The sequence below is a fragment of the Psychrobacter sp. JCM 18903 genome (assembly GCF_000586475.1).
Classification (GTDB): Bacteria; Pseudomonadota; Gammaproteobacteria; order Pseudomonadales; family Moraxellaceae; genus Psychrobacter.
This window is the reverse complement of record NZ_BAWJ01000002.1, coordinates 227539-245774: the sequence shown is the minus strand read 5'-3', so window position 1 is coordinate 245774 and position 18236 is coordinate 227539. Positions and strand designations below refer to the sequence as shown.

The 18236-nt window shown below is 42.1% G+C and carries 14 protein-coding genes and 3 pseudogenes; 8 read left to right on the top strand and 9 right to left on the bottom strand.

Going from position 1 to position 18236, the window contains the following annotated elements; translation table 11 throughout:
• The first annotated feature begins 151 nt into the window (after positions 1–151).
• The 7 genes and pseudogenes from TT12_RS02520 to fdx all read left to right on the top strand — a co-directional run bounded on the left by TT12_RS02520 (position 152) and on the right by fdx (position 6345).
• Positions 152–661, top strand: coding sequence for an Rrf2 family transcriptional regulator (locus tag TT12_RS02520; protein WP_045451863.1), 510 nt, complete (start codon positions 152–154; stop codon positions 659–661).
• On the top strand, positions 658–1884 hold the full coding sequence (locus tag TT12_RS02515) for an IscS subfamily cysteine desulfurase (RefSeq protein ID WP_045451862.1): 1227 nt from the start codon (positions 658–660) through the stop codon (positions 1882–1884). Before TT12_RS02520 ends, TT12_RS02515 begins: the two co-directional genes overlap by 4 nt.
• A 198-nt stretch (positions 1885–2082) precedes the next feature.
• Positions 2083–2492, top strand: a pseudogene (iscU, locus tag TT12_RS02510) (Fe-S cluster assembly scaffold IscU).
• 248 nt (positions 2493–2740) lie between these two features.
• A pseudogene (iscA, locus tag TT12_RS02505) lies at positions 2741–3060 on the top strand (iron-sulfur cluster assembly protein IscA).
• A gap of 119 nt (positions 3061–3179) precedes the next feature.
• Positions 3180–3761 carry a Fe-S protein assembly co-chaperone HscB gene (gene hscB / locus TT12_RS02500; RefSeq protein ID WP_045451860.1) on the top strand — a complete coding sequence of 194 codons (582 nt, stop codon included), beginning with the start codon at positions 3180–3182 and terminating at the stop codon, positions 3759–3761.
• Between the two features lie 274 nt (positions 3762–4035).
• Positions 4036–5915, top strand: a pseudogene (gene hscA / locus TT12_RS02495) (Fe-S protein assembly chaperone HscA).
• A gap of 91 nt (positions 5916–6006) precedes the next feature.
• Positions 6007–6345 (top strand): ISC system 2Fe-2S type ferredoxin, encoded by a 339-nt coding sequence (fdx, locus tag TT12_RS02490; RefSeq protein WP_045445066.1) that lies wholly within the window; start codon positions 6007–6009, stop codon positions 6343–6345.
• Between the two features lie 115 nt (positions 6346–6460).
• Here the strand turns inward: fdx and TT12_RS16240 are convergent, their stop codons facing one another.
• From TT12_RS16240 to TT12_RS02465, 6 genes are all read right to left on the bottom strand, one after another.
• On the bottom strand, positions 6461–7051 hold the full coding sequence (locus TT12_RS16240) for an adenylate/guanylate cyclase domain-containing protein (protein WP_243443276.1): 591 nt from the start codon (positions 7049–7051) through the stop codon (positions 6461–6463).
• A complete protein-coding gene (locus TT12_RS16235) occupies positions 7003–7737 on the bottom strand; it encodes an adenylate/guanylate cyclase domain-containing protein (RefSeq protein ID WP_243443275.1) in 735 nt (244 codons plus the stop codon). The genes TT12_RS16240 and TT12_RS16235 overlap by 49 nt, the downstream gene beginning before the upstream one ends.
• Before the next feature lie 659 nt (positions 7738–8396).
• Positions 8397–8828, bottom strand: a complete 432-nt coding sequence (locus TT12_RS02480; protein ID WP_045445060.1) for an HIT domain-containing protein — start codon at positions 8826–8828, stop codon at positions 8397–8399.
• A gap of 249 nt (positions 8829–9077) precedes the next feature.
• Entirely contained in the window at positions 9078–12833 is a 3756-nt protein-coding gene (mfd, locus tag TT12_RS02475) for a transcription-repair coupling factor (protein WP_045451857.1), read from the bottom strand.
• Between the two features lie 238 nt (positions 12834–13071).
• Positions 13072–13605, bottom strand: a complete 534-nt coding sequence (rraA, locus tag TT12_RS02470) for a ribonuclease E activity regulator RraA (RefSeq protein WP_045445213.1) — start codon at positions 13603–13605, stop codon at positions 13072–13074.
• A gap of 89 nt (positions 13606–13694) precedes the next feature.
• Positions 13695–14396: an NAD-dependent epimerase/dehydratase family protein gene (locus TT12_RS02465; protein ID WP_045451854.1), complete on the bottom strand. Its 702-nt coding sequence runs from the start codon at positions 14394–14396 to the stop codon at positions 13695–13697.
• A 755-nt stretch (positions 14397–15151) separates the two neighbouring features.
• Between TT12_RS02465 and rpsT the strand changes: the two genes are divergently transcribed.
• Complete coding sequence (rpsT, locus tag TT12_RS02460) at positions 15152–15418, top strand: 30S ribosomal protein S20 (protein WP_010200097.1); 267 nt, start codon at positions 15152–15154, stop codon at positions 15416–15418.
• Between the two features lie 145 nt (positions 15419–15563).
• Here rpsT and TT12_RS02455 read toward each other — a convergent pair whose 3' ends face one another.
• The 3 genes from TT12_RS02455 to pyrF form a co-directional block, all read right to left on the bottom strand.
• Positions 15564–16400 carry a histidine phosphatase family protein gene (locus TT12_RS02455; RefSeq protein WP_045452015.1) on the bottom strand — a complete coding sequence of 279 codons (837 nt, stop codon included), beginning with the start codon at positions 16398–16400 and terminating at the stop codon, positions 15564–15566.
• Positions 16401–16604: 204 nt separating this feature from the next.
• Positions 16605–17366: a metallophosphoesterase gene (locus TT12_RS02450; RefSeq protein ID WP_243443274.1), complete on the bottom strand. Its 762-nt coding sequence runs from the start codon at positions 17364–17366 to the stop codon at positions 16605–16607.
• A 155-nt stretch (positions 17367–17521) separates the two neighbouring features.
• Positions 17522–18157, bottom strand: a complete 636-nt coding sequence (gene pyrF / locus TT12_RS02445; protein ID WP_502685160.1) for an orotidine-5'-phosphate decarboxylase — start codon at positions 18155–18157, stop codon at positions 17522–17524.
• Positions 18158–18236 lie beyond the last annotated feature (79 nt).

Here is an 18236-nt window from a genome sequence, read left to right as displayed (position 1 = left end):
TTCATCATCTGCTGTTTAATAACGATAAGACACAACTTAGCGGTTATGTGATTTCATCAGTAGCTTTCATATTGCGCTACAAGCTGCCACCACTATCATTTTGCTAAGGTCGTTGTTAAATAAAAATGACTTAAAAGTTTGGAGATAACACATGCGTTTGACTACTCGAGGCAGATATGCCGTTACTGCGTTACTGGATTTGGCATTACAGACCAGCCAACAAGACACTGCAGTCTCCTTATCTGATATCGCCAAGCGGCAATCGATTTCTATCTCTTACCTTGAACAACTGTTTTCCAAACTTCGTAAGCGTGGTCTGGTCACTAGCATCCGAGGTGCGGCCGGTGGCTATCATCTAGCCAAACCATTGCATGAAATAGACGTCATGAGCATCATATCTGCCGTCGATGAGTCGGTTAATGCGATGCAGTGCGAAGGACGCGGCGACTGTCAAGGTGGTACAATGTGCTTAACCCATGATTTATGGTGTGCACTGTCCAATCATATCGAACAGTACTTGAAAAATATAACATTAGCGCAATTATTAGACATGGAAAATGTGCAGTCAGTGTCAGAGCGTCAGCACAGCTCTACCAAAGAGATTTCCATAAAAGATATCAACACTATTACCCTATCGAACAGCGAGGCAAACCCAGCATGAGCCAACATAACAACCTTATATACTTAGATTATGCCGCCACCACACCAGTTGCAAAATCAGTAGCTGCTAAGATGAGCGAGTATCTGACAGTAGATGGCATCTTTGGTAATCCAGCCTCGCGCTCGCATGGCTATGGCTGGCAAGCAGAAGAAGCGGTAGAAACAGCGCGTCAACAAGTGGCTGAAGTCATTAATGCTGATCCACGCGAAATCGTCTTTACCTCTGGTGCAACAGAATCAGACAACCTAGCGATTAAAGGCGCCGCGCATTTTTATCAATCTCGTGGTAAGCACATCATTACCAGTAAGATCGAACATAAAGCCGTATTAGATACGTGCCGTGAGCTTGAGCAAGAAGGTTTTGAGATTACTTATCTTGAGCCGCAGCCAAGCACGGGTCTTATTTTACCAGAGCAAGTTAAAGAAGCATTACGTGATGATACTATCTTAGTATCACTCATGATGGTAAATAATGAGCTTGGTACGATTACTGATGTCGCTGCCATTGGTGAAATCACTCGTGAAGCGGGTGTGGTCTTCCACGTCGATGGCGCACAATCTGTTGGTAAAGTATTGATTGACCTTGAAACCACGAAGATCGATTTGATGAGCTTCTCAGGTCACAAAGCCTACGGTCCTAAAGGTATTGGCGCATTATTTGTTCGTCGTAAGCCACGTATCCGTTTGAAAGCAGAGCAGCATGGCGGTGGTCATGAGCGCGGTATGCGTTCAGGTACATTACCGACGCATCAAATCGTTGGTCTTGGAGCAGCATTTGCTTTAGCCAATGAGCGTTATGAAGAAGACCATGCACATGCAGCCAAGCTACGCCAAAAACTGTGGGACGGTCTACAAGATATCGAAGAGATCTACCTAAATGGTGATCTTGAGCACAGCGTGCCTAACATTGTAAACATCAGCTTCAACTTCGTTGAGGGCGAGTCTCTCATGATGTCACTTAAAGATTTAGCTGTATCATCAGGTTCAGCCTGTACATCAGCGACGCTTGAGCCATCATATGTATTACGTGCTATTGGTCGCCCAGATGAATTAGCACACAGCTCAATTCGTTTCAGCTTTGGTCGTTATACCACTGAAGCAGACATCGATACTGTCATCAAACAAATGCATGAAGCGGTCGATAAATTACGTGCCTTATCACCACTTTGGGATATGTACCAAGAAGGTGTTGATTTAGATTCAGTCGAATGGGCTGAGCATTAAAATTACCGAAAGTAACGATATAGTTATCAAACAGAACCATTAAACGATTGATCAGACACTTATAAATCCAGTTTTTATAAATACCGTTTTTATAAATACCGTTTCTATTAACTAAATGTTTGACCCCAATTATCGATGAGTAGTTAGACATTTAAAGTCAGTAATTGACTACTCATCATCTAACTAGGAGAAAACCCCATGGCCTATAGTGACCAAGTTATTGATCATTACGAAAATCCACGCAACGTCGGCAATCTTGATAAAAATGCCAAAAACGTTGGTACTGGTATGGTTGGTGCCCCAGCTTGTGGCGATGTAATGCGCCTACAGATTCAAGTTGATGATAACGGCATCATTGAAGATGCACGCTTTAAAACTTATGGCTGTGGTTCAGCAATCGCTTCAAGTTCGCTCGTGACTGAGTGGCTAAAAGGCAAAAGCTTGGATCAAGCGGGCGAAATCAAAAACAACGATATCGCGAAAGAGTTGGCCTTACCACCAGTAAAAGTGCATTGCTCTGTACTTGCTGAAGACGCATTAAAGCCGCTATTAGCGACTATAAAGGTAAGCATAGCGCAGCAGTAGAGACAGAAGAAGCGGCTAGCTAAACCTATTAGCGTAAGTATTATACTTCTAAGTACACGGTCTTAATGGCCGTACTTTAGTAGTCGATGTATTGAACAGCTACTAACGCTAAAGAGGTGACAATAACGCTAATGTAATTGTCACCTTTTATTTTCTAGTGATTCTTAACTGGTCGTTATTAAGATTTTTTTGGCAAGTGCTCTATTTTCATTGCCAGTTTATACAGATTTTTTTGATTGATATTTATCATTGATAGTCAATGGGAGTTGGCATGATTGAAATGACAGAACGCGCCGCTCAGCATGTTCGAGACTTTTTGGACAATCGCGGCAAAGGCGAAGGTATTCGAGTGGGTATCCGTACCGCGGGTTGCTCAGGCTTAGCTTACGTTTTAGAGTTTGTAGATACCCTGATGAAAATGACACGCGTTACGAAAGCCGCGGCGTTAACATCTTTATTGATCCTAAAAGTTTGGTCTATTTAGATGGTTTGTTGATGGACTACGAAAAAGAAGGTCTTAACGAAGGCTTTAAGTTCACCAATCCCAATCAAAAAGGCGAATGTGGTTGCGGCGAATCTTTTACCGTTTAATGGTTCAAAGGTTAAAAAACCCTTGAGTTTAGAGTTTCCTAACTCTATATTCAAGCCATAATAAATATGTTCTCAGCTAAAGAAAACTTTCAAAATAAATAACAAGCAAGGCGTATGATATGACAGACATTACTGCAGAAGCCCAGTTTGATAACTTCTTTGCCCTATTTGAGCAGCCTGTACAGTTTGAAGTCAATCAAGAGAGTCTCGATCAGCATCTACGTCTGCTACAAAAACGTTATCATCCTGATAATGTTACCAAGAATCTAGCCAATACTACGCAAGCGCAACAGCAGTCTGAGCAAGCCTCAGCGTTAATCAATCAAGCCTACCAAGCGTTAAGTGCGCCTGATAGTCGTGCTAGCTATCTACTAGACATGGCAGATCAAGCACAGAATCTAGAGCATTCAATTGCAGACTTGGAATTTTTAGAAGATGCGATGCAGATGCGCATGGATTTAGATGACGCTATCGAGGGTAAAGATCGTGCGACATTGCAACAACTACACCCTCAAATCACCGAGCGACTGGCAAAACAGTCTAAGCGTTTTAACGATGCTTACCAAAACCAAGATTGGCAAACGGCGATTGATGCGACACAAAAACTGAAATTCTTAGTCAAATTAAATGCTGACGTGACTACTGGTATCGATGAGTTAGCGACTGCTGAGCATTCAGATGATGATGATTTATACGTCTAACTGACTGATGTATAAGCTTGTTAATTTATTTTATATGCCAAATTTATTTATAAATGGTATTAGCTTATGACGCTTATTTGAAAACTATATTATAAGCGATGGTTAAAATAGTCACAGCGATGCCGTATAATCCCTTATCTTAAGCACTTTTAATCGCTAAGTATCTTCGTTTTCACGTGCATACAACGCAGTTAAACTACAATAGTGCGCTTATCATATTTGTTTCATTTCACTTATTAATTTTATCTCTTTCATTTTATCTTTGAGTTATCTTATGTCTTTATTGCAAATTGCCGAACCCAATCAAAGCGCCCAACCCCATCAGCATCGTTTTGGCCTAGGAATTGATCTTGGTACTACGCGCTCATTGGTCGCGGTAGTACGCTCAGGCAAGGCGCAAGTCTTAGAGGCAAGCGCAGCTACCGATACCTTATTACCTTCTGTGGTCTATTATCCAAGTGTAGGTAAGCCGTTGGTTGGCTCTGATGCATTAGCTCACTTAGCGGATGATCCAAAAAATACGATCGTCTCGGCTAAGCGTTTTATGGGTCGTAGCCAAGCTGATATCAAATTTTCTCATCCTTATGAGTTAAGCGGCAGCAAAGATGACATGCCAGCATTTGTGACGGCTCAGGGTAAAGTATCGCCTGTTGAAGTATCAGCACGTATATTAGCAGCGCTTGAGCAACGGGCAGCGAGCGCATTGCCTGCAGACAGTATCGAGGGTGCGGTCATTACTGTCCCTGCTTATTTTGATGAAGCCCAGCGTCAAGCGACCAAAGATGCAGCCCAAGCGGCTGGTATCAATGTGTTACGTCTGCTAAATGAGCCTACGGCTGCTGCCGTCGCCTATGGTCTCGACCAGTCAACGCAAAACGGCGATAAAGAAAGTTATTATTTAATTTACGATCTGGGTGGCGGTACTTTTGACGTTTCTATCTTAAAGCTGACTGATGGTGTCTTTGAAGTACTGGCAACTGGCGGTAATAGTGCATTAGGTGGTGACGACATCGATCGTCTAATGACCAATTGGCTTATCAAGCAATTAAATATAGATCCAAAAGATGTTAGTCGTCATGATAAGTCGATACTTGCACAGCAAGCCAAAGCTTATAAGCAAGCATTGACTGACGATGAACAAGTTGATATCGATATCACTGTGAATGAGCAATCTTACCAAGGTGTGCTTCGCCGTACAGATTTGCTGGCTATTGCAGAGCCAGTTAGCCGCCGTACATTGAGCGTATGCGAACAAGCCCTGCGTGATGCCAAGCTTTCGAGTGCTGATCTAGACGAAGTGATTTTGGTCGGTGGCTCTACTCGTATGCCTGCTATACAACAAGTCGTGACAGAGTTTTTTGCCAAGCAACCACTTTGTCGTCTAAATCCCGATGAAGTCGTGGCTTTGGGTGCTGCCCAAACGGCGCATCAATTGGTCAATGGCGATAGTAATAACAACCTATTATTGTTAGACGTAACGCCGCTATCGCTTGGTCTTGAGACCATGGGCGGCTTAGTTGAAGTACTGATTCCACGTAATACGCCTATTCCTGTCAAAAAACGCCAAGTGTTTACCACCTATCAAGATGGTCAAACAGGCATGGTGATTCATGTGGTACAGGGCGAGCGTGAGACGGTCGATAACTGCCGTTCATTGGGTCGTTTTGAGCTATATGGTATCCCGCCGATGAAAGCTGGATTTGCTCGTATTGAAGTCACCTTTAGTATCGATGCGAATGGACAGCTAACCGTCAGCGCCAAGAAACCACAACCAAGACAGAAAGTAAGATTGAGATTGTGCCTTCTTATGGGTTATCAGATGAGCAAAAAGAGCAATTGCTCGTCGCAGGATTCAAGCATGCAGAAGAAGATAAAAATACACGTTCTTTAATCGAAACCAAAGTAGAAGCGGAGCGTGAAGTATTAGCGCTACAATCTGCCCTTAAAGAATTTGCAGCCTTATTGTCTTCTGAGGAGCAGCACTCATTGGCTGAGCAAATACAAGTGTTGCAAACAACGCTAAGTACTGATGATTTGGCACTTATCGAGGCACAGCAAGCAAAGCTCAAGCCTCACAGTGATGCCTTTGCTGCCCGTATTATGAATCAAAGCGTTAAAGCCAGCATGGCAGGCACGAATGCCCAAGATTGGTAGCAGATACATTTAAAATGTGACTTAGTCACCATACTAAGCTCATTTCTTATATTTTTATTCTTTTAATTGATTAGCACTGGAAAGACGATTTATGCCAAAAATTACCGTACTACCGCATCATGAAATTTGCCCTGAAGGCGCCGAAGTCGAGCTAGAAGCTGGCAGCAACTTATGTAAAGCGCTATTGGAAAAAGGCATTAAAATTGAACATGCATGTGAGATGTCAAAAGCCTGTACCACATGCCATGTGGTCGTCCGTAAAGGTTTTAATAGTTTAGATGAAATGGATGATATTGAAGCCGATTTATTAGATCGTGCTTGGGGGTTAGAGCCTGACTCACGCCTATCTTGTCAGGTCATGCTCGATGATGAAGACTTAACCATTGAGATTCCTAAATATACGCTCAACCATGCAAAAGAAAACCACTAAACGCTAGAACACGTCCTAATATTACAGTTTACTTCATTAGATAAAAAAGCCAGCTATCATAATAGTAGCTGGCTTTTTTGCGCTTGATTTTATAAACATTATTTTTGGACGATTGTCATTGATTGTCATTACGTTTGCTTGCTGCCGCTATGTCAGTTGCCACTTTTTCTTGCTCCTGCTCGACACGTTCAAGCGCAAAATTTAAGCGTGCTCTGATATCTTGATAATCATTATCCTTCATATCTTTAAAATTTAGATGCAAATTGAAACCTGGTAGTGTGTGATCAACCCACTTTGATAAATGACCTTTATACGTATCTGGATCCAGCACTTGCCATGCATTTACCTTGCTATCAAAACCTTTTAACTTGAACGCACCCGCATGCTGACAGTCATAGTTATGACAGATATAATCGTAAGTACTCTCACTGACCAGTATCTCATCTTTACCAGCGCTCGATTCAAGTCTTGCCGCTAGATTGGCCTCTTTACCAATAAGAGTATAGCTTAGACGATTATTACTACCAAAATTACCAACATGGCAATAACCTGTGCTAATACCGATGCGAATGTACAACCCCTCAAAGCCCATCAAGCGCCATTTTTGCCTCAAAGTTCGCATCTCGCGACGCATATCTATTGCCATTGCAATACAGTCTAAAGCATCTTGGCGCGCACCGCGACTATTTGGCTCACCAAAAAACACACCATGCCATCACCAATAAATTTATCAAGTACGGCGCCATGCTTGTTTGCTATCAATGTCATACAATGCATATAAGTATTTAAGATATCAGCCAAATTGTCAGCGCTCAAACTATCTGACAACTCCGTAAAGCCAACGATATCTGAGAACATAATCGTCAGCTTAGCACGCTTATTAGCAACAGTAACTGGGCTATCAGATTTTACGATAGGCTCCCAAACTTGCGGAGGTATGAAGCGCGTCAACTTATTAATGACGGAGACCATCGTGCTTAATCGCCCAACGGCCTGATGAGCACGAGTTTCATAACCAATATACTCTTGGTACACATGCCAAAACTGATACAGTATGACGATCATACTGGCTAATAATATTATTGGTGTGGTCCAGCCTTCATGGCAATCTATATCAGCACTGCTTAGGGTAACGCTAACATAATAGAAAACAATGACGGTGATTATAGAGACGGCAATCAGTTTTAAATGATTTTCAGGGCTACTGATAATAATTCTGAGTGCTATAAGCGCGGCTAAGCTAAGCGAAATAACCGTGCAAAACTGTATCGACCCAATAACTACCGATAGTAAAATGATAACAATGTTAGACGTCCAAAAGCTTTTTTGGCGGCGATAGTTATAAATCAAAATCATTAAACTTGGCAGACAAACAATAACGAGCAGTGCCATTGAAGTAGGTCTAAAATTAAAATGTACAGCAAGGAGTATGACCGTAAGCATTAAAACGAAGACTTCTGGATAGTCAAATCGATAAATCCCTTCATTTTTTGAAGAGTGATTTGGTCTCAGCGTGTCTAAAAAAGGCATATGAAGTATTCGCTTACGTAAAACAGGCTATGTAAAAAACTAAAAGGCTTGAGGATAGCACACGCGTACTACCTACCTCTATGCCAAGTTATGTATAAAATTAATCAATGATTACATTATACTTTTTAAATGCAACAAAACCCATGTCACTGATAGCCAAAAGCCTACCACTCATCACTCATCTTGTCTTAATATGCTACTAAATCGGGATTATAAGACATATCGTTTAAACCAAACACAAAAAATCCAGATAATATTTATCTGGATTTCAAATACTTAAAACCTATTAATATATAAAAATTAGGGGCTGTAATAACTGAGTATAACGTTAGCACATAACCGTAAAACGACTAAGACACCAAAATAAAGCCTAACTTTAAACGTTTAGCCATTTTTCCAGTTATTTTGATGGGTCAATCGATATCTAGTTAATCGATGCCTAGTTAATCGATACCTAGCCAATAGAGTATCATTATCAATTTGCCAATCAACTTACCGACCTGTTACTAATCAGGTATTTATTACATTTGCCAGTCAAACGGCATTTGATGATGACCACGCAATGCCATCATTAACGTCTGCTGCATCTGCGCCAACACTTCTTTAGTATAAGGAATAGCAGGAACTCCCCATACTGGATTTGGCCATTGCATGTCGTTTTGATAGCGAACGATATGATGAAAATGTAGCTGTGGTACTTGATTACCGAGTGCAGCTACATTCATTTTATCAGCTTGAAAGGTCTTGGCTAGCTGACTCGACAACCAGCTTGACTCACGTAAAAACTGTGTTTGATCGGCTTCAGATAACTCATATAACTCTTTGATACCTGATACGCGCGGCACTAATATTAACCAAGGAAACTGGCAATCATTGATTAAACGACAAGTCGATAATGGGAAATCACCCACTAAAAAACTATCGGCAGCAAGTTTATGATGAAGTTGGAACATAATGACGGTTCTCTTGTTATGACACTCAGATAAAAGGAATATAAATCTAGAAAAGCAGAATTTAATTTACTAAAAAACAATAGGCTAAATATAGGATGTTGCTATTTTATCAGTTATCCGACCGATAAAATAGCGCTATGACTCATTGTCTTGACGTCCTACTTGGGCACTGGCTAGCTGACTTATTGAGCTGATTGAATCTACCGAAAATCATTGCTAAGCTCTCAGAATGCCGAAATGCCAAAACAACTACGCTGACTCTGCCACCATATGCTCGCTAAAATAGCGTAATAACTCTTGAATCGCGGTGACGCGCTGTTGCGGCGTTGCCAGTTTATCAGTATCTTGATAACGAATACCAGAAGCACCGTTCATACGATAACGCTGACCATTTGATTGAATCAACTTAATAATCGCCAAGGCATCGACTGGGGTATCAGGCGCAAACTCTAATGTCATGCTATTACTATTGGCATCAATCTTATTAATCTTCAGCGGCTCAGCTTGTATACGCAGTCCGTGGATGGCGAACAACTGCTTAGTTTGCTCTGGTAATGTACCAAAACGGTCAATCATTTCGGTACGAATATCAATCAATGCCTCTTTATCATCGGCATTACTGATACGCTTATAAAATAACAAACGCTGATGGACATCATGTAGATATTCTTCTGGTATCAATGCTGAGCTATGCAGATTAATCTCACTAGTCAGCGACAACGGTGTGCTTAAATCAGGCTCTTTACCCGCTTTAATGGCTTTTGTCGCTCGCTCCAGCATGTCCATATATAAGCTAAAACCAATCGCCTGCATATTACCACTTTGCTGCTTACCAAGTATTTCGCCAGCACCGCGAATTTCTAAGTCTTCGCTAGCCAGCATAAAACCTGCACCTAAGGTATTGGCACGTTCAATCGCATGCAATCGGCGCTTAGCATCGCCTTTTAGACCTTTGATAGAAGGCACAAGTAGATAACAATACGCTTGATGATGACTACGACCGACACGACCACGCAGCTGATGTAATTGTGCCAAGCCAAACTTATCGGCGCGCTCAATGATGATAGTATTGGCATTGGGCACATCAATACCGGTTTCGATAATGGTAGAGCATATCAGGACGTTGAATTTTTTATGATAAAACTGCTGCATCACTTGCTCAAGTTGGCGCTCTTGCATTTGCCCATGAGCCACGCCTACTCGCGCTTCAGGCACCAATTCACGTATGGTTTCTGCCATACGCTCAATGCTCGCCACATCATTATGTAATAAATAAACCTGCCCACCGCGCAATAGCTCACGCAAGATAGCCTCTTTCATTAACGCATCCGTTTTTTGCATGACAAAGGTTTTAATCGCCAAACGTCGTGCTGGAGGTGTCGCGATAATTGACATGTCACGCATACCTGAGAGCGCCATATTGAGCGTTCTAGGGATGGGGGTTGCTGTCATCGACATACTATCCACATCAGTCTGAATCGCCTTGATACGCTCTTTATGGCGCACCCCGAAGCGATGTTCTTCGTCGACAATCATCAAACCTAGATTAGAAAACTTCACATCAGGTTGTAACAGTTTATGGGTACCGATGACGATATCGACTTTACCTGCTGCTAAATCTGTCAACACCGTTTCTTGATGCTTTTTGCCGCCAAAGCGCGATAGCGTCTCGATACGCACTGGCCAATCAGCAAAACGGTCGCGGAAATTGTCTTCATGCTGACCGGCCAGCAAGGTCGTCGGCACTAGCACCGCTACCTGATAACCGGCGCTGACAGCAATGAATGCTGCCCGCATAGCCACTTCTGTTTTACCAAAACCCACATCACCGCAGATGAGCCGATCCATTGGTTGGTTTTGTCGCATGTCTTCCATCACCGCATGAATGGCATTGGCTTGATCCGGCGTTTCTTCAAAGGCAAATTGACTGGCAAAAAGCTCATACTGTGACGCATCTATTTTAAAATGAATACCGACTTTAGCTTCACGACGCGCTTGCATATTAAGCAACTCGGCCGCTACGTCATGGATTTGCTCAAGCGCTTTTTGCTTGGCTTTATCCCATTTTCCGCTGCCAATTTTATGCAATGGCGCAAGCGCTGGATCACCGCCACTATAACGGTTAATCATTTGCAAATTAGCAACGGGCACATAAATACTGGCATCATCGGCATATTTTAAGTGAATAAACTCTTGCTCACCGTCGCCCACATCTAACGTAATCAGCCCATTGTAACGCCCAATACCATGCTCGATATGCACCACTGGGCTGCCTTCGGTTATCTCGGTAACACTCTTAACCAAAAACTCTTCAGACACCCCGCTTTGGCGGCGACGGCGTGTTTGCAGCACTTGCCGACCAAATAACTGCGTCTCACTAATCAGCACCAAACGCTCAGGAACATAAACCCCGCGCTCAATGGGCGCAACGGTTAAACCAACCTGCGGCAGCTTATTACCTTTAACGCTGTTGGTTTTGTCCGCTGCTAGAAACGCTGCAAAGCTGTCATAAGCCTTAATGTCAATCTTGCCTTTGAACAGCTCAATAAGAATCTCACGACGACCCGCTGTTTCAGCAACGATCAATACTGGCGTCGCTGTTTGCGCTTGTAACGCTAAAAATTCTAATAGCTGGGTAAGAGGCTCAGCCTTTTGGTGATTAACGGTCAATTGTGGCGGCTCTTGCGCACTGAGAGTCACCAAGCCTTGCGGCTTATTTGCCGTCAGTGGCAATTGTGGCTGTAAATCTGATTGGTGATCAACTTGTAACAACGAACTGTCTACTAACAATGGATCATCGCTGTCAATCGCAGCGACATCCGTCATGCTAGCCAACTCATTGCGCGCACTGAGAATCACGCGTGGATAATGATTAAGATGTTCGTTAAGAGTATTTGACAATAAATACAGCAACTCAGGCGCGACAATAGGTTTATCGATATCATGACGACGCTCTTCATAACGGCGCTGAATTTGTGACCAGTAATCTACCTGTTTTTCATTAATCAGTTCATCAGTGATAAACAGCGCATCGCTTGGTAAGTAAGCAAACAAGCTACTCTCTGCTGTCCACGCTTTTAAATCAAAAAATAGCGGCTGATAATATTCAAGTCCGCTACTAGCTATACCTGCCATTACGTCTTTATGTAGCTCAAACTTACGGCTGCTCGCATTAGGGAACATCGTGGCGAAGTTGGTACGAAACGTCTCACGCCCTTCATCAAGCGGAAATTCTTTGGCGGGTAGTATTTGGAATTGTTCGATAGGTTTTGAGATATCTGGCAGCTTGTGTAGCAGTGATACTGACTCTTTGCCCATGCTACTATCGTTGCCGCTCATCATTGTTTTGAGGTCATCAACGGTCAGTGTCCGCTGGGTTTGCGGATTAAAAAAACGAATGGTCTCAATCTCATCATCAAACAAATCTAAACGTAGTGGGAACGGCTGACCCATGGCAAAGATATCAATGATGCTGCCACGTACCGCGAATTCCCCCGGCTCAAACACATTCTCAACCGCGCGGTAGCCTGCCTTTGCCAGCAATACGCGCTGGGTATTGATATCAAATCGATCACCAACACTCAAATCAAAATGCTGCCCTATCAGCCAGCTTGGCGGTGCGACACGATGCATCAATGCCTGAATCGAGATGAGCAGCACGCCTGACGTTGGCATATCGGTTAATAGATTGATACGCTCACTAACAATATCTTGATGCGGTGACAGCTCATCATAGGTCAACGTCTCCCAATCGGGGAACACGTAAGCATCGACGCCGCAAAATGCCAATTCCGTCTCTATCTGATTGAGCTGGTTTTGGTCACGCGTCACCACAACTTTTAATCGGTCGGCAACATTCCATAGCGGTGTTTGCACCAGACTTGCTAGCCACAAGCTGCTGACTGCACCATGCACAGGTGCCAGCCAACGCCGCTCGGCATTCTGGATAGGAAACAACTGCTGGTTAATTGGTTCAAAGGCGTCAGTCAAAGCAGTGATAGGCATAAAGAGTAGGATCAATGTTAAGAGTCAGAGAGCTATTATACGAATATTTCAGCAATTACCAAAATTTATGCCGTAACGGTTTGTCACTTAGCATTTTTATTAAAAAACCAATAGCCAAATAGCTGATCAAGATTATATTCGTATATAAAGACAGGATGATTAAATGTAAAAACCTCAACGGCTAAGCTGAGGTTTTAGAGTGCTATTTATTAAGCTAGTGTTAAATGACAAGCCATTTTTAAATTAATGGCTTGTCGCTAGCGATAATGCCATTGTTATCGGCATAGACAAACATACCAGAATTTAGTGTTAAATCACCAAAGCTAATTTCAATATCGGTTTGACCTTCATCGCGGCGATTCGATTTACGCGGAATGCAACCAAGCGCCATAACACCGATGTCCATTGCTGCCATATCATCAACGTCACGGACGCAGCCGTATACGATAACCCCCGCCCAGCCATTATCAATCGCTGACTGCGCAATCATGTCGCCTAGCAGCGCACAACGCATCGAACCGCCGCCGTCAACGACCAATACCTTACCGTTACCATCTTTGTCTTTACCATCGCTATTTAGCAATGATTTGACGCGACTATTGTCTTCGAAGCATTTCACCGTCACAATTTCACCGCAGAATTTCTTTTTGCCACCAAAGCTATGAAAAGACTTACCTTCGATATTAGGCAAACACACCTGCGACTCAGGATTGGCATCCAATAAATCACAGGTCACAAAGTTCTCTTTATCCATTGTTATTGATTCTGGCATGTCTGACATAGTGACGCTCCTTGTTATGTATGATTGGTTATTTATGACTGGGGCTTAATTTTAATCGTTCCCTTAACTTAATACTTAGGCTATTTTTTAACTTTAGTCATCGCTAGCATTTGCTTATTTTCGATGATATCAGTGGTTTGGATAGCTGGTTCATTACGGTATTTATTACGCTGATAAACATCATGCGCACTCATCGCCATGGCACTGGCAACGCGTTTGGCGGAAATGGGATGCAGTGACAATGATTCTGAAACTAAGGGCGATATCAGCTGAAAAGCTTTTTGACCAATACTTTCAAGCGGACGACCTTTATGCTTGCCAAGTAACAAGGACGGACGGAAAATGACTAGCTGCGTAAAACCTAGCGCCATAATAGACTGCTCAGTTTCAGCTTTTACGCGATTGTATAAAAACCGACTATGAATATCAGCATTCATGGATGATAACAAAAAGAAATTTTCAACACCTTTTTCTTGGCACAGTTTGGCAAAATTGACATTATAATCATGATCAACCTTTCGAAAGGCCTCATCGCTACCAGCCTGCTTCTTAGTCGTACCAAGACAGCTAAAAGCGTCCGTCTTTCGATCAACACCAACACTGGCAAATATTTCAGCCAAATTATCAAAATCATTAACCTGATAAAAACGCATGCTGGTATTGATATAGCGTGGCGGACGCCTTGCAATCACAATTAACGTGTCATAAAGCTCACTAAGCTGTTTGACAAGATGCTGTCCGACCAATCCTGTCGCGCCAATTACAATTGCTTTTCGCTGCATAGCCTATCCATTTATAGTGTGTTGGAAAATAGATGATAATGAAAAATCTGATTTTAAAGCCTATCACCAAAGCTTTTCATCTTAGGGCTTATCCTCATTTTTAAAATGGTGATAAAAATGAGATAAATCATAGTCAAATGAGGAAAATAGCGCAGATACTATCAGAATGTTAAATACTATCGGAATATTAACCAGCTATTTGACATTGTTTTTTAACATTGTTTTTTAACATTGTTTGGCAAGATTCAGCCACTTTTAGCCCATTTAGATGTCCATCGATTGAATTGAGGACATGCCCTAGTATCATACCTAAATTAACGCATAACTGAGGGTATTCTATAGAATTTATTGTAAGAGATTTTATCGGCTAAGCGATTTATTCACTCATAAGCGGTTTTTAGTGCAACAATATTGATAAATATTTCAAGAAACAGTTGAGCGGAGACACAAAAAACTGTCGTATATATGATCACACAACTTCTTTAAGCATTAATCATCAAATATATTGTTCTAAGGGCGATAATTTGCTAAGATAACCGGCTTTACACGTTAACGCTGTTTAATTATTCCAAACAGTTTTGGCGCTTGCGATGCTCTATTGCTAATTTAGGTGCCTTTAATAACAGATAGGTACTTTAATGTTAGACATCGACATCATGTTTGGCGAGACGGCTGCTCGTTACCGATGATGGTTAAACCCTTTTTTATTGTAATCCACATTCATATTTTTATCTGTCTTTATCAAGGAGATTCGCGTGGCTAATACTGCACAAGCTCGTAAACGCGCCCGTCAAAACACCAAACGTCGTCAGAACTCTGCGTCACAACGCTCTATGGTTCGTACTTACTTAAAACGTGTTGATGCGGCTATCGCAGCTAAAGATTATGACGCGGCTACCGAAGCTTACAAAAAAGCGGTACCAGTTCTTGATCGTATGGCTGACAAAGGTATTATTCATAAGAATAAAGCTGCTCGTCGTAAGAGCCGCCTGAACAAAACTATCAAAGGCCTACAAGCTTAAGATTGTTAACGTTTAGACCACATCTCGCCTTTATAGCGTGATGACTAAAACCTTGTCACTGGTTCTAATACTGGGGCAAGGTTTTTTTATGTCTGATCAAAAAATGAGTAGTAATCTTTTAAATAGTATTTAGATTAAATAGTATTTAGATCCATTTCACTTCTGGTGGTAAGAGCAATGTATTAGGATGAAAGCCGGCAGCACGGTAGTCTTCTAATAAAGTATGAATCGGGCGCACATACACTTCACCGCGCCAAACGAAGTGTGCACTGGCTTGTTCAAACGGCTTATCATCAAACCACAAAAACACGCCTTCCATCATCTTTGGCCAATCATTCCAATCAATCTCGACCACATCAAACATCACTGCTAAAAAAGCAGACAACAAAGTATCATGACTAACAGCAAGCATGAGATGCCCTTGCTGCGGCTGATATTGATAAAACAGCGATAAAATATCGAGACCGCCTTGGTAAGCGTTTTTGGTACCTTCAAGATTGCCTTGCAAAAATCGATTGATAAAGTTGAGCACGCCAATTTCTTTAAATACTGGATTTGCTATTTCAGGCTCAGTCACTAGGCTACCAGGCTCGACCAACAATGACTGATGCGTAATATCACGTTGTAGTCCCGCACCTGCTTGCATCAGCTGCGCCGTGTCAATACAGCGTCCAATCGGACTTGAGATACTGTCTACATCAAGCGAGTACGGTAAATGCCCTGCCAACCAACGCCCCCAAGACTTCGCTAGTACTCGACCTTTAGGTGTTAGGGGTAATTGATAACTGGCAAAACCATTGCCATCAGAGCGTTCACGTAAGGAATGTCTGGTAAATAAAATCAGCCGTTTATCTTCAGGCAATAAGCTGACTGAGGAAATCATACTATCAGGCAAGTGCGAAGGCGCCGGAGCACTTGGAGTATGACTCGCAAGTTTTTCAGCCGACAGTTTTGAGGGAGTGTTATAGAGATATTTGCTCATGGTAGCAAGCGTAGCAGATTTTTTGATATGAATGAACAAAATATCAGTTCGATTGTAATATTGCTTACGAGTCTAGGCGGTTAGACTTTAAAATAAGCGTTATTTTAAAAAGACAGATCAAGGTGACAAATAACTAAAAAGATATTTACTTTTGAATGATTAAAATTACTTAGCCGATATCAATGACTTTGTCCCACGCAAACGCTAATGCAGTGCTACTGACCTCATTTGGATACGCACGTGGATTGACAATGACTCGTGTATTACCAATACGGTAGTCAAATGCTTCGTGTGTATGTCCATGTACCCATAGTATTGGTGCCCAATCTTCATGCATCCAGCCAGATAAATCACTGATAAAAGCTGCGTTACTTGGTAGATTCGCATACTTCTCAGACACCGATAATGGCTAATACTATGATGACTCATTACAACAGTTTTTTTGCCAAGTGTTTTTGCGGTGATCAATGCTTGCTTTAACCATTGACGCTGCTTAGCATGGATTTGCATCGATACTTCAGGTGAAAAAAGCTCGCCTCCAGCATAGATTTGTTTATAGTCACGCATAAAGCGCATAGCAGCAGCTATAGTATTTTCATTGGCCTGATATTGGTAATCTGTCCATAAAGTACAACCTAGGATACGTATGTCACCAATATCAATATGTTGACACTGTAGAAAACGGACGCCTTGCTGCGACTGGGCATTATAATTATCCCAAGTCGCAAGCTTTTTATCAAAATGTAGCACATCTTCATTAAAGTATTCATGATTACCAGCTATCGTAATCACAGGCACTTGCAAACGTGCTGCATGCTCTTGTAGCCATGGCATACCACTATCACTGTTAGCAGTATCGCCCGCGACTAATACCACGTCTGCATCAGTTTTGGGAATATGCCCTAGCGGATGTGACTGACGCGCATAACTGTCAATATGTAAGTCACTTAAAATCTGTAATTTCATAAGTTCTAATATCATTAAATAAACGTAAATAGTTTAGCACTTTTTGATATACCCGCAAAAATTAAAAAAAGACAGCGGATTAGGCTGTCTTTTTTATCATGCTGACACTATAAAATGCTAAACGCTTTGTAAATATCCAAATATTTTATAAGTATCTAAATACCTCGGAGTATCTTTTGTAATTTAGCCGCAGGATCTGCTGCCTGAGTAATTGAACGACCAATCACCAAATAATCAGAACCATCATCTAACGCCTGTTTTGGCGTGCAAATACGCTTTTGATCATCTGCATTGTCGTCTAGCAAGCGAATACCAGGGGTAATCAATTTAAAATCCTGACCATATAGTGTCTTGAGCGTTTTAGCTTCTTGCGCTGAACAGACCACGCCATCAAGACCTGCTTGCTTGGTTAATTGTGCCAATCGACTCACTTGCGCATCTAGACCATCGGTAATACCTGTTTGCATCAATGCTTGATTATCCATAGAGGTCAGCACGGTGACGGCTATCAGCAAGGTATCAAAATTACCGTCTAACAAGCGCTGTTTAGCCAATGACATCGCCTCTAAGCCCGCGCTGGCATGCACATTCACCATCCATACGCCAAGCTCAGCTGCCGCTAGTACCGCTTGAGCGGTAGTATTAGGAATATCATGGAATTTCAAGTCTAGAAATACGTCAAAATTACGCTGATGTAGCGCCTTAACTATCTCAGGACCACAGCGAGTAAATAGCTCTTTACCCACTTTTAAGCGGCATGATGTTGGATCTAACTGATCAGCTAATGCTATCGATGCTCCATCGTCATATTATCTAAGGCAACGATGACTGGGGAATTCATTGTATTATTCATGGTTTTACCATATCTAT